The following is a 12,186-nucleotide window of genomic DNA, read 5'->3' as shown; positions in this document are numbered from 1 at the left end:
CATGAAAAATAAATTTGTATAAGTATTATTAATGCATAATTAATCATACAAAATAAAGCTGATGATATAAAAATAATGACACTATACCTCTTATCAAAAAGAGATAATTTTTCATTTAATACTATAATCAAAAATGCTATAGGAATAATTATCATCGTTATATAAAATGTAAATTTTTCATATTTTATATACCATTTCTTATTTGTATCATTTTCAATACCTATTTTATTTATTTTTTGTAATATTTTATATATTTCTTCTATCTGATTTTTATTTATCATTTTCAAAGGCTTTTTTATCGAGCGAGAAAACGCTGTTCGATGTCGGAAGCGGTTAAGCTGCTGTCGCCTTTCGGTGCTTTCAACTTTAAGACCTGTGCGACCAAAGGTTGGACATCAATATTGTCCATAGATTCGATCACTTTATGCTTTTGAAAAGCGGGCCCATTAGCGATAAATAAGGCACCCATTTCGGGTGTTTGGTTGTCATAGCCATGATTGCCTTTGGTGGCATGTGCCGTCATGCTATCATTACCCATGATCGACCAGCCGACCTCTGCGGCACAAATGACAGCAGGGACACGGGGATTTTGACCATAATGGAAACGGACAGGAATCTGTTGTTTCGGCCAACATTGCATATGCTCATGCGACGCAAATAATGGTTCAAGATCTTTGATGCTATGGCCGGAGCTGGGTTCAATACCCGCATAAGCACCGCCTGTAACGACATGATAAAGGCTGGGATCGAGGATTTTATTCAAGGCAACAACCCGATCAGAAGAAGTCGCAGCCATGCCATGATCGGAAACAATGACCAGATTGGCCTTGATACCGCGTTGTTTTAAGCCCTGCACCAACTGCCCGATGGTTTGATCAATCTTGACGAGATTATCGTTTACCTCTTGAGAATCGGGCCCATAGAGATGCCCTGCATGATCGACATTTTCAAAATAAAGGGTGATGAATTGTGGCCGTGTCTTTTCTGGATAAGCCAGCCATGAAAAGACTTGATCGATTCTTTCGGGGAAAGGCACATGGCTATCAAAACGCCGCCACATTTCAGGGCGAATGCCTTCGATATCAGCTTCTGAACCCGGCCAGAACATCGTTGCGGAAACAACGCCTTGTTTTTCTGCTGTGACCCAAAGAGGTTCACCTTCATCCCACCAACGCCGATCGGTAACGGCCTGATGATCGCTCATTTTAAAATGGCTATCAGGCGTAATATGCGCATCGTCCATATTATTGCCGACAATGCCATGATGATCAGGGTAAAGGCCGGTGACCAAGGTGTAATGATTGGGGAAAGTGATGGAAGGAAAAGAGGGGTGCATTACTTTGGCATAGCTACCATTTTCAGCCAAAGAGACCAGATTAGGCGTTAATCCCCGTTTGATATAATCTGCCCGAAAACCATCTATAGAAATCAGGATTAAAGGCGTTTTTGATTGAGCCACTCTATGCGCTGTTGCGGCAATGGCATCGCTGTGAACTACCGATAATCCGGCGCAACCCAAAAGGAGCGATAAAATGCCGGATATCCACGGCTTTCGTTTTTTAAGAGGCTTATATCCGGCTGACATATTGCATTCCCGAAATAGTTGAAATTCTGACAGGTATTATCATAAGTTTTATGTGTAACTTTGATATGTGACAGTATCGAACTATTTCGGGAACAAAAATAAAAATTTTACAATTTACTTGCGATAACAGACCTTGCGCACAGCCTCGATAATGGCTTCGGGATTGACTAAGCCTTTTTTCTCTAGATTTTCAGCGTAAGGTGTGGGCGTATCAGCATTGGTTACCCGCAAAACAGGGGCATCCAAATTGTCGAAGCCTTCTTCCATGGCAATAGCTGCAATTTCAGAAGAAATCGAGCAAACCGGCCAGCCATCTTCTACCGTCACAATCCGGTTAGTTTTGGCCAGACTTTGAAGGATCGTTTCCTTGTCGAGCGGACGCAGCGTTCTAAGGTCGATGACTTCGGCATCAATGCCTTCTTTGGCCAAAGCCTCGGCCGCGGTTAGTGCAAAAGAAACACCAATAGAATAGCTGACAATGGTGACATCCTTGCCTTCACGAATGATACGCGCCTTACCAATGGGTAAGACAAAATCATCCATTTTTGGCACGTCGAAAGTCTTGCCGTAAAGCAGTTCACATTCCAAAAAGACAACAGGGTCATCGGAACGGATAGCTGCCTTTAACAAGCCTTTAGCGTCAATGGCATCGTAAGGCGCAAGAACGACCAATCCGGGAACGGCGGCATACCAAGGCCCGAAATTCTGGGTATGCTGTGCGCCAACGCGAGGGGCTGCCCCGTTGGGCCCACGGAAGACGATAGGACAACGCACTTGGCCGCCGGACATATAATGCGTTTTGGCCGCAGAATTGATGATATGGTCAATCGCTTGCATCGAGAAATTCATAGTCATGAATTCGATGACAGGGCGCAAACCTTCCATTGCAGCACCCACGCCAATACCGGAAAAGCCATATTCGGAAATCGGCGTATCCACGACACGACGCGCACCAAATTCCTGCAACAACCCTTGCGTGACCTTATAGGCACCCTGATATTCGGCCACCTCTTCACCCATAACAAAAACACGGTCATCTCGCCGCATTTCTTCGGCCATGGCATCGCGTAAGGCTTCACGCAAAGTCTGCTGAAAAAATTCGGTGCCTTCCGGTATTTCGGGGGCAGAATTGATAACCTTGCTCAGTGAAGGCGTTGCGGCTTCTTCGACCGCTGCGGCCTCTGTTTTAGCAGGCGGCGCAACAGGGATGCTTTCTTCTGCTTTGGTTTCGGCAGAGGCACCATCCAAGGTCACATCATTGGCATCCGTCCCAAGATAGGCAATAGCGGTGCCGACTTTGACATTTTCGCTGCCCTCAGGAATGAGGATTTTCGTTATCACGCCTTCATCGACGGCCTCAAATTCCATGATGGCTTTATCGGTTTCGATTTCGGCCAAAATTTCACCGGCTTTGATGGGGTCGCCTTCTTTTACCAGCCAGCGGGTCAGCGTGCCTTCCTCCATCGTTGGAGACAGAGCGGGCATTTTAAGCTCTATGGCCATATCAATACTTTCCTACCAGAATATTGGTATATAATTCTTCATCAGCCGGTAAAGGCGCTTTTTCAGCGAAATCGGCGGCTTCTTTGACCTGCTGGCGGATGTCTTCATCCAGTTTAACCAGCTCGGCTTCGGGAATGCCTGCGGCGAAAAGGTCTTTTTTCAGATTATCTAAAGGATCGTGGTTTTCCTTCATGTCATTGACCTCTTCGCGGCTACGATAGCGCGCCGGATCAGACATAGAATGTCCCCGATAACGATAGGTCTTCATTTCAAGGATGATGGGCCCTTTTCCAGCCTGCACCCAGTCAACCGCGACTGTGGCAGCGCCTCTGACTTCAAGCACATCCATACCGTCAACGACCAAAGCCGGAATGCCAAAGCCCGCCCCTCTTTCAGACAAAGCCGTATGGGCATTGGCGCGTTGGATACTGGTTCCCATGGCATAACCGTTATTTTCGATGACGAAGATCACGGGTAATTTCCACAAAGCCGCCATGTTATAGGCTTCGTAAACCTGTCCCTGATTGGCTGACCCATCACCAAAATAAGCCGCCGAACAGCCACCATCATTGCGGTATTTATGCGCAAAGGCCAATCCAGCACCAAGCGGCACCTGCGCCCCAACGATACCATTTCCGCCGAAAAATTTATGTTCGGTCGAAAACATATGCATCGAGCCGCCTTTACCATGCGAAATCCCGCTGGCACGGCCTGTCAATTCAGCCATGACAATTTTGGGATCAATACCATAGGCCAACATATGTCCGTGTTCGCGATAGCCGGTAATAACGCTATCCCGTCCCGGTTGCAGGGCGGCTTGCAGACCAACCGCAACAGCTTCCTGACCGATATAGAGATGACAAAAACCAGCAATCAGCCCCAAACCGTAAAGCTGTCCGCACCGTTCTTCAAAACGGCGGATCATCAGCATCCGTCGATAAAATTCTAGCAGCTCTTCCCGGTCGGCGTGATAGCGACCGGGTATCGGTGGCAAATCGTGATTGGGAATGGCGGATCCGACATCAGCTTTATGAGGCCGATTGGAATCCTGAGTTGCTTTGGCCATGCAGAGGCCTCCTGTCAAAAAAGACTAAAAATTTTCTGACGGACAGGATAAATCGACATTATGGGTCTGACCCCTGCCCTGACAGCTCGGGTTTATTAAAAACGGATTTCGGGCTTAACCAATATCCGTCCTTCTGTCTTTAGTAATTTGTTTATATTGATTGATTTCGTCAAAGTCACTCTATGAAGGCTCTTCATAAAAAGAACAGAATTTTGACCTTGAATGATTTGAGATAATAACGCGTTTTTCAAAGAAAAACTGTCAATCGAGGCGACAACAGCTTAGATGATGGAAGCCTTTTTGCCCATAATCAACAAGGCTGGTTAGCCATCGTCAGATCATGATGATCCATTCCAAAAGCTGAATTTATTTCTGGCTGTCGAGAATAATCACTTCATCCGGCCGGATTTGTCGCGTTTCTTTACGCACCAATTCATCGGCATAGTCAGGATCAGTGGCTTTGGGATTAAGAAGAGCGATGCTGTTCGCCAATTGGTCTCGTTGGTGTTCCAAAGCGGTCAATTCCGCTTTTCTAACGGCCATTTTTTGGCGGTAACCATCGAGTGCTAGTAAACCATTTACCCCCAAAAGGGCATTACCGACAAAGACCCCCAAGACAACAACCATCAAGGCGGGACCTATTGCAGCACGGAAAAGACTGTTCTTTGAACGAATCAGGGACATGGAGCCTATAATTACCGCTTTAAGCGATAAATCAAGGCTCAATGTCCCCATTCAGTTAGAGCGGTTTAAAAACCGGTTCTAGCTGTGATTCTTATTTGGCTTTTCTAAGAACCGAACGGCCAGCATATTTAGCAACCGAACCCAGTTCTTCTTCGATGCGCATCAGCTGATTGTATTTAGCGATACGTTCGGAACGGCAAAGGCTACCGGTCTTGATCTGACCGCAGTTGGTGGCAACGGCGAGGTCAGCAATCGTGGTGTCTTCGGTTTCACCGGAACGGTGAGACATAACAGCCGTGTAAGAAGCGTCGTTAGCCATGTTAACGGCTGCGAGCGTTTCAGACAAAGAACCGATCTGGTTGAACTTCACGAGCAGCGAGTTGGCGATACCGCGTTCGATACCATCAGAAAGACGCTTCACGTTGGTCACGAACAGATCGTCACCGACCAACTGGACTTTGTCACCGAGCTTTTCGGTCAAAATCTTCCAGCCTTCGAAATCATCTTCGGCCAGACCATCTTCGATGGAATAGATCGGATATTTACCGCAAAGTTCGACATAGTAATCAACGAGCTGAGCGGAGGTCAGTTTACGGCCTTCACCCTTAAGATCGTAGATGTTCTGATCTTTGTTGTAGAACTCGGAGGAAGCTGCATCGAGAGCGATGAACACATCTTCGCCCGGCTTGTAACCGGCTTTGGAGATGGAATCGACGATGAAGTCCAGAGCAGAAGAAGCACTGTCGAGGCTAGGAGCGAAACCACCTTCGTCACCGACGTTGGTGTTCATGCCTTTAGCAGACAGTTCTTTTTTCAGGGTATGGAAAACTTCGGTACCGATGCGGACAGCTTCATTGATGGAGCTGGCACCAACCGGAGCAATCATGAATTCCTGGAAATCGATGGGGTTGTCAGCGTGCATACCACCGTTAACGATGTTCATCATCGGAACCGGAAGAACGTGAGCTGCCGTACCACCAACATAACGGTAAAGCGGGAGACCGCGAGCTTCAGCAGCCGCTTTAGCAACAGCCAAGCTGACACCGAGGATAGCGTTAGCGCCGAATTTACCCTTGTTCGGGGTGCCATCGAGCTTGATCATCGTCTGGTCGATCAGTTCCTGATCTTCGGCTTCCAGACCAATAATTGCGTTAGCAATTTCGTTGTTTACAGCGTGAACAGCTTTGGTGACGCCTTTACCACCCCAACGGGTTTTGTCGCCATCACGAAGTTCAACAGCTTCATGAACACCGGTGGAAGCACCTGACGGCACTGCGGCGCGGCCGAAGCTGCCATCTTCAAGCGTAACATCAACTTCAACGGTCGGGTTACCGCGGCTGTCGACAACCTGACGGCCATGGATACTGACAATAGCTGTCATATCGAAACCTTTCTTAAAATCTTTTAGACGAGTCTCTTTTTGAACTCAGTCCGTCAATGATCTATCCTTCCTTGACGCATAAGGCAATTCCACTGTTGCAATGAATATATTGCTTATGGTGAAACGTTATCGCTTCTCATGCGATTCTATAGTTAGGATAAACTGATTATCGTTACGTATTGAGTAACTGGAGTATAGACAATGGCCGAAAACAAAACTGTGGCGAATGTAGCATCAGCTGCCAATGATTTGCAGAAAAACGCCGAAAATCAGGCTGAAAAAGCCACTCATGAAGCCAAACATGAAGGCCATCATATAAAGCAGCAGATATCGGAAACGGCTTCTCACCTTGCTGAAAAAGCAAAATCCCATCTTTCTGAAGCCAAAGAATTTGCTGAAAAAGAAGAAAATAAACTGCATCATTTATTTCAGGATCACAGCCCCTTTCATGGAAAAATTCATGAAATTGGTGATGAAGGTCGTCACAAAGCCATCGAAGCTGTCAATAATGTGGCCAAAATTGTTGACCAGACCGCAGAATTGGTTGCTGAAAATTTGGGAAGTTCCTATGGCGACTATATGCACAAGGCTTCCAAACATATCGGCAAATTGTCAAAATCTCTGAAAGATAAAAAATTGGCTGACATTACCAAAAGTGGTCACAGCATTATCCGCCGCAATCCGGTTGTAACGGTTGGTGTCGCAGCCGCCCTCGGCTATGCGCTTTATCGCTTTGCCAGCCACAAGAAGCATAAATGTGAAGCCAATCATGCCTGCAACCATCAGGAAGCAGACGCATCCTCTTCTGACAGCAGCCATCAGGATTCATAACATTGACGCTGGAAAATAAAGGCGAAAAAGAATCGAACATTACTTCTGAAGAAATCGCCGAGGCCTTGTCTGAAGCTGAAATCGACCCTGTAGCTGCCGAAAAGGTGGCTACAGGCGAAGAAAATGATGAAGCAGCCATTGCCGAAGCCGAAGCGAGGTTGGAAGAAGGTAGAATGGAAGCCGAAGCCGCCGGAGGAGAGGATTTCATTTATGAAGAGGCCGGAATTTTCCAGTCTTTTCGGAATCTTATTCAGGCCGCCAAAAACTTCTTTCACCATGAAGTCGCTTTTTGCCGCGAAATTGTCATGCTGCGCGTCAAAAGAATTGCGAAGGCGGCGATTGCTTTGGTCTTGGCTGCTGCCTTTGCGATTATTGGCCTGATCGGTTTGTTGGTAGGCGTTTTTATTGCCTTGATTCATGCTGTAGGCGCCTTGGGTGCAGGCCTAATTTTCGCAGCTGTGGGATTACCCATTGCGATTATTCTAGTGCTAGTCGCTTATCATTGGTTGACCGAGGCACCGTAATATTCGCCAAAGCTATCATTCTGGAAGGAAACGGTCTGAAAAGGCCGCCATGCTATGCTTCATACGTCTAAAATTAATCAGAAAAAAGCTGAACTTGAACAGGCTCGCACTCATCTTATGGCTTCGCTAGATGATGTTACCAATCATCTGAAACCGGGGTCAATTGCCCGTAGTCTGGTGAAATCCAGTGTTCAGGCGGGTAAAAATGTTGTCGACCGCCTTAATCAGGAAGCCCAAAGACGGCCTCTTGCCACGGTGGCGGCGGTGAGCGGTATCGGCTTTATTTTCCTGTGGCGTTCCAAAACGGGGGGCATGCTGTTTCGGCTGGTAAGCTCCCTTTTCAGAACAGCTCCGGCGGATAAAGAGAAGGCCGAAAAAGCGCAAGAATAAGTCGGTTCAATAAAGGTTCATCTATTACCATGCACCCTAATACTGGTCAGTACAATTTTATCTATACGTAATAGTATATTTTGTGTACTGACTAGTATTATTGATTCGTCCGAATAACCATTAGAGAAGAATCTGCATATCAACAGGCCATTCTCCTTGAAGGTGTTTTTAACATTAGCCGAATCAGCAAAAAGCCAGAAAATCTGGATTTAGCCTTGAAAACCGACTTCTCTGACACCGTCCGGGAAAGGAGAATTATGAAAAAAGTTGCGCCCTTTTTCGCGCTTCCCTTTGCGCTTGTCTCTTTTGCAACACCTGCTTGTGCGGCGATTGATAACCAGACCCCAACAGGTCTTATCAATGGTCTTATTGCAGAGGCTTTGTCTGTTGCCCAGAATAATGACAAAGTTCATGCCCATCAAAAGCTAAAAACTCTGCTTGCCCAGTATTTCCAAGTAGATGAAATTGGTGAGAGCCTTGTTCGGCGCTGGAAAAGCCAAATCACACCAGAACAGCTAACGGCCTATAAAGCAGCCTTGCCGAATTTTATTATCAATACTTATGCCAACCGGATTGCTGATTACAGCTCAGCAAAGCTGAAAATCATTCGGATTATTCCGGCGGGGGATGGGGCAGCTGTATTGTCACAAGTGACAAAGTCAGGCTCTGATCCTGTCAATGTCATCTGGACATTGGAACACACCAGTCAAGGCTATAAAGTTAGCAATATGACCGTAGGGGGTATCAATCTGTTGATAACCCAGAGAGCTGATTTTGATTCCGTAGTTGAGCATAAGGGTTTTGATAGCCTGATTAAAATGCTTCAGGCACGCGCTTCGTGATGATCGGACGTTAAGGCTTCTGATATAAACATTAGAAGCCCTTAAATGCGGCGAAGATAGACCTTCCTTAATTTTATGGGAGGTCTTTTTTTTAACAAAACAGATCCCCTAATAACCGACATCTAAAGCCTATAAGTATAGAGCTATGGCTTGTGGCTTGTGGCTTGTGGCTTGTGGCTTGTGGCTTGTTACAGCATGGAGGAATGATCGGCACAAGTATTTATACAACCGTTATTCTTGCTGAAATAAGCGGTTAGAGGCAATCGGCCTGTTATTAAAAACGCTCTTTTCCAACGCGATGCTTTTTCTAAGCTAGATATTTTTAACGCCGGATATTTGACCAAAAATCAATATTTTTTGAATTTATTGTAATAATGGAAATGTAACATTGGCCTGATAAGAATAAGGCCTGTGATAAAACCACCAATATGAGCAGCAGTGGCCAACATCAGTCCTGGGCTTTCGCTGAAACCAATCAAGATTTGTAAAATAGACCATGCCGCAGCTAACCATAAAATTTGGACGACTTGGTTAAACCAGCGGGAAGCAAAAATCTGGGGTTCTCGCCCAAACAAAACGGCATAGGCACCAAATAAAGCAGATATGGCACCGCTTGCCCCGATCATCGGGTCTTGGCTGTTTGGATAGAAAAGATATTGGAAAAAAGCCGAACTATAGGCACCAATGACATAGAGCCATAGGAACTTACGACTACCTATAATCATTTCGACATAACGGCCACAAAAAGCCAGCATCACCATATTGAAGGCAATATGCATCAGCCCGCCATGGGCGAATGTCGCGGATAAAGGCGTTATCCAGAATGGCAAGGAGGGCACGCCCGATGACCAGCCATGCAGACGAGCGGGAATAAATCCCGCTTTTACCGCCCAAAGATCCTGAATTTTTAGTAAAAAGGTCGTAAGCCACACGCCGGAAGTCAAAATAACCAGAACCGTAGTGGCACGGGCAGGAGGCAGACGCACGGCTTACAATCCAGACCTAAATAAATTCGATTTTTGAAATCAGATAATAACGGTCACCTGACGGCACAGAGACTTCGATTTCGTCATCGACTTTGCGACCGATTAAAGCCCGACCCAAAGGTGAATTGTAAGAAATTCGACCGCCTTTGGCATTGGCTTCAGTCTGACCGACAATCTGATATTTGACCGGTTTATCGTCTTCATCAAGCATATGGACAGTGGCGCCAAAAATCACCTTGTCACCAGACAAGGTTTTCGGATCGATCACAAGCGCCCGGCTTAATTTGCCTTCGATGTCGCCAATCATCGCTTCGACCTGCCCCTGTCTTTCCTTTGCCGCATGGTATTCGGCATTTTCAGACAGATCGCCATGAGCGCGCGCTTCTTCGATCGCGTCGATGATCTTAGGTCTTTCAGCTTGTAATCTTGCCAGCTCATCCATCAGCATTTGCTGACCTTCGATAAGCATCGGTATTTTTTCTTGGGCTGCCATAGGCAATATCCCCTAAACGATAAAAGTAAATCCCATACAGAGCAGAAATCTGCTCTGTTTGCACTCAATTAAAGATCGGGATTAGGCGTGCTTCATTGAATGATAGGATTGCAAAGAACGGACTTCAAGTTCCCGTGCCTTGATTGCGACGATAGCCTCTGCCGCAACAATAGCAGCCGCAGCGGTCGTGAAATAAGGAACGGGGGCTAATACCACCGAAGAACGGATAGAAGCCGAATCCTGTAGAGATTGCCATCCTTCTGTGGTGTTGACAACCAGACTAATGGCTCCATCCTTGATTAAATCGACAATATGAGGGCGCCCTTCCCTGACTTTGTTGACCCGTTCGACAGGAACACCCTTGGATTGCAGATAGCGAGCCGTGCCATCAGTTGCGACCAATTTTATCCCCAGATCGGTTAAAGCCTTTATCGGCTCGACTATCTGGGCTTTATCGCTGTCTTTAACGGAGATAAAGAAGGTGCCAGCCCGAGGAAGGGCATTACCGGCTGCCAACTGGGCTTTGGCAAAAGCCATCGGGAAGTCGATATCAATACCCATCACTTCGCCAGTGGATTTCATTTCCGGTGACAGAACCGGATCAACCCCCGGGAAACGCGCCCATGGGAAAACCGCTTCTTTGACGGCGGTATACCCTTCTGGCCAGCTTATTTCTGGTAAATTCCGCAATTTTTCACCAGCCATAACTCTGGCAGCGACTTGAGCCACAGGGCGACCATCTGCTTTTGCAACAAAAGGCACCGTGCGGCTGGCGCGCGGATTGACTTCGATCAAATAGACCTTGTCACCTTTGACCGCGAACTGAATATTCATCAGCCCCTGCACTTTCAAAGCGCGGGCTAATTTATCAGTCTGACTTTTGATCTCTTCGATGATCGAGGCCGGTAAGCTATAAGGCGGGATAGAGCAAGCGCTGTCTCCTGAATGGATACCTGCTTCTTCGATATGCTGTAAGATACCAGCGACGACGACATCATCGCCGTCAGCCACGGCATCCACATCGACTTCGGTCGCATCCCGCAAATATTGATCAATCAAAACCGGAGATTCACCGGAAACCTTCACCGCCGTATGAATATAGTCGTCGAGCTGGCTGGGGCCATCAATGATTTCCATCGCCCGACCACCCAACACATAGGAAGGACGGATCAGAATTGGATAACCGATTTTGTCGGCAACACTGATGGCTTCATCGCGGCTGCGAGCAATACCATTGGCAGGCTGAAGCAGGCCTAATTCAGAGACCAAAGCCGAGAAGCGTTCGCGATCTTCGGCAAGATCAATAGCATCTGGGCTGGTTCCCAAAATCGGGATACCGGCTTTTTCAATTTCGGCTGCCAGTTTCAGAGGGGTTTGACCACCGAACTGAACAATTACACCGACAAGCCTGCCGTTTTTCTGCTCTGTATGCAGAATTTCTAGCACATCTTCACCCGTCAAAGGCTCGAAATAGAGGCGGTCGGAAGTGTCATAATCGGTTGAAACCGTTTCAGGATTACAATTGACCATGATCGTTTCATAGCCAGCTGCTTCCAGAGCAAAACAAGCATGACAGCAGCAATAATCAAATTCCAAACCCTGCCCGATACGGTTGGGCCCGCCTCCAAGAATAACAACCTTTTTACGATCGCTTGGCAAAGAATCGCAAACAGGTTCACCAAAGAAAGGCGCTTCATAGGTGGAATACATATAAGGCGTTTTGGCTTCAAATTCAGCCGCGCAGCTATCAATCCGCTTGAAAACAGGGCGGATATTCAGGCTATGTCGCAAAGCGCGCACTTCAGCTTCTGTTACGCCGCCGGTCATGGCTTGTAACGCATCATGAACAATGCCGGAGCCTTTGGCCTGTGCTTTACCCAAGCCACGCAAATGAGCCGATT

Annotated in this window: 13 protein-coding genes; 4 read left to right on the top strand and 9 right to left on the bottom strand. The window is 46.9% G+C overall.

What is annotated here, in order from left to right:
- From LDL18_RS05100 to eno, 6 genes are all read right to left on the bottom strand, one after another.
- Nucleotides 1-281 (bottom strand): hypothetical protein (locus LDL18_RS05100; RefSeq protein WP_296507429.1); only part of this gene is annotated, 281 nt, incomplete at its 3' end.
- A 14-nt stretch (nucleotides 282-295) separates the two neighbouring features.
- On the bottom strand, nucleotides 296-1,585 hold the full coding sequence (locus LDL18_RS05095; protein WP_296507427.1) for a nucleotide pyrophosphatase/phosphodiesterase family protein: 1,290 nt from the start codon (nucleotides 1,583-1,585) through the stop codon (nucleotides 296-298).
- Between the two features lie 114 nt (nucleotides 1,586-1,699).
- On the bottom strand, nucleotides 1,700-3,088 hold the full coding sequence (locus tag LDL18_RS05090; RefSeq protein WP_296507425.1) for a pyruvate dehydrogenase complex E1 component subunit beta: 1,389 nt from the start codon (nucleotides 3,086-3,088) through the stop codon (nucleotides 1,700-1,702).
- A gap of 1 nt (nucleotide 3,089) precedes the next feature.
- Entirely contained in the window at nucleotides 3,090-4,154 is a 1,065-nt protein-coding gene (pdhA, locus tag LDL18_RS05085; RefSeq protein ID WP_296507423.1) for a pyruvate dehydrogenase (acetyl-transferring) E1 component subunit alpha, read from the bottom strand.
- Nucleotides 4,155-4,520: 366 nt separating this feature from the next.
- Nucleotides 4,521-4,838, bottom strand: a complete 318-nt coding sequence (locus LDL18_RS05080) for a septum formation initiator family protein (RefSeq protein ID WP_296507421.1) — start codon at nucleotides 4,836-4,838, stop codon at nucleotides 4,521-4,523.
- A 91-nt stretch (nucleotides 4,839-4,929) separates the two neighbouring features.
- Nucleotides 4,930-6,219: a phosphopyruvate hydratase gene (eno, locus tag LDL18_RS05075; RefSeq protein ID WP_011241362.1), complete on the bottom strand. Its 1,290-nt coding sequence runs from the start codon at nucleotides 6,217-6,219 to the stop codon at nucleotides 4,930-4,932.
- 201 nt (nucleotides 6,220-6,420) lie between these two features.
- Between eno and LDL18_RS05070 the strand changes: the two genes are divergently transcribed.
- The 4 genes from LDL18_RS05070 (at nucleotide 6,421) to LDL18_RS05055 (ending at nucleotide 8,806) form a co-directional block, all read left to right on the top strand.
- The gene (locus LDL18_RS05070; protein WP_296507416.1) at nucleotides 6,421-7,050 is read left to right on the top strand and encodes a hypothetical protein; all 630 of its coding nucleotides are present in this window, start codon (nucleotides 6,421-6,423) and stop codon (nucleotides 7,048-7,050) included.
- A 2-nt stretch (nucleotides 7,051-7,052) separates the two neighbouring features.
- Entirely contained in the window at nucleotides 7,053-7,574 is a 522-nt protein-coding gene (locus LDL18_RS05065; RefSeq protein ID WP_296507414.1) for a hypothetical protein, read from the top strand.
- A 54-nt stretch (nucleotides 7,575-7,628) separates the two neighbouring features.
- On the top strand, nucleotides 7,629-7,964 hold the full coding sequence (locus tag LDL18_RS05060) for a hypothetical protein (RefSeq protein ID WP_296507412.1): 336 nt from the start codon (nucleotides 7,629-7,631) through the stop codon (nucleotides 7,962-7,964).
- A gap of 257 nt (nucleotides 7,965-8,221) precedes the next feature.
- Nucleotides 8,222-8,806: an ABC transporter substrate-binding protein gene (locus LDL18_RS05055; protein ID WP_296507410.1), complete on the top strand. Its 585-nt coding sequence runs from the start codon at nucleotides 8,222-8,224 to the stop codon at nucleotides 8,804-8,806.
- A gap of 347 nt (nucleotides 8,807-9,153) precedes the next feature.
- On the opposite strand, the gene LDL18_RS05050 is transcribed toward LDL18_RS05055, so the two are convergent.
- The 3 genes from LDL18_RS05050 to carB form a co-directional block, all read right to left on the bottom strand.
- Nucleotides 9,154-9,792 (bottom strand): rhomboid family intramembrane serine protease, encoded by a 639-nt coding sequence (locus tag LDL18_RS05050; protein WP_296507406.1) that lies wholly within the window; start codon nucleotides 9,790-9,792, stop codon nucleotides 9,154-9,156.
- Nucleotides 9,793-9,808: 16 nt separating this feature from the next.
- Nucleotides 9,809-10,285: a transcription elongation factor GreA gene (greA, locus tag LDL18_RS05045; RefSeq protein WP_296507404.1), complete on the bottom strand. Its 477-nt coding sequence runs from the start codon at nucleotides 10,283-10,285 to the stop codon at nucleotides 9,809-9,811.
- 81 nt (nucleotides 10,286-10,366) lie between these two features.
- Nucleotides 10,367-12,186 (bottom strand): carbamoyl-phosphate synthase large subunit (gene carB / locus LDL18_RS05040; RefSeq protein ID WP_296507402.1); only part of this gene is annotated, 1,820 nt, incomplete at its 5' end.

Origin of the sequence: Zymomonas sp. (assembly GCF_020216885.1) — a bacterium.
In the GTDB taxonomy this organism is placed as follows: Bacteria; Pseudomonadota; Alphaproteobacteria; order Sphingomonadales; family Sphingomonadaceae; genus Zymomonas.
Note: the sequence above shows the minus strand (reverse complement) of the source record. Positions and strands in the feature narration are given on the sequence as shown.

Coding starts and splice junctions, on each gene's coding strand:
- LDL18_RS05090 (WP_296507425.1), bottom strand. CDS start 3,088: ATGGCCATAGAGCTTAAAATGCCCGCTCTGTCTCCAACGATGGAGGAA.
- LDL18_RS05055 (WP_296507410.1), top strand. CDS start 8,222: ATGAAAAAAGTTGCGCCCTTTTTCGCGCTTCCCTTTGCGCTTGTCTCT.
- LDL18_RS05070 (WP_296507416.1), top strand. CDS start 6,421: ATGGCCGAAAACAAAACTGTGGCGAATGTAGCATCAGCTGCCAATGAT.
- eno (WP_011241362.1), bottom strand. CDS start 6,219: ATGACAGCTATTGTCAGTATCCATGGCCGTCAGGTTGTCGACAGCCGC.
- greA (WP_296507404.1), bottom strand. CDS start 10,285: ATGGCAGCCCAAGAAAAAATACCGATGCTTATCGAAGGTCAGCAAATG.
- LDL18_RS05060 (WP_296507412.1), top strand. CDS start 7,629: ATGCTTCATACGTCTAAAATTAATCAGAAAAAAGCTGAACTTGAACAG.
- LDL18_RS05095 (WP_296507427.1), bottom strand. CDS start 1,585: ATGTCAGCCGGATATAAGCCTCTTAAAAAACGAAAGCCGTGGATATCC.
- pdhA (WP_296507423.1), bottom strand. CDS start 4,154: ATGGCCAAAGCAACTCAGGATTCCAATCGGCCTCATAAAGCTGATGTC.
- LDL18_RS05080 (WP_296507421.1), bottom strand. CDS start 4,838: ATGTCCCTGATTCGTTCAAAGAACAGTCTTTTCCGTGCTGCAATAGGT.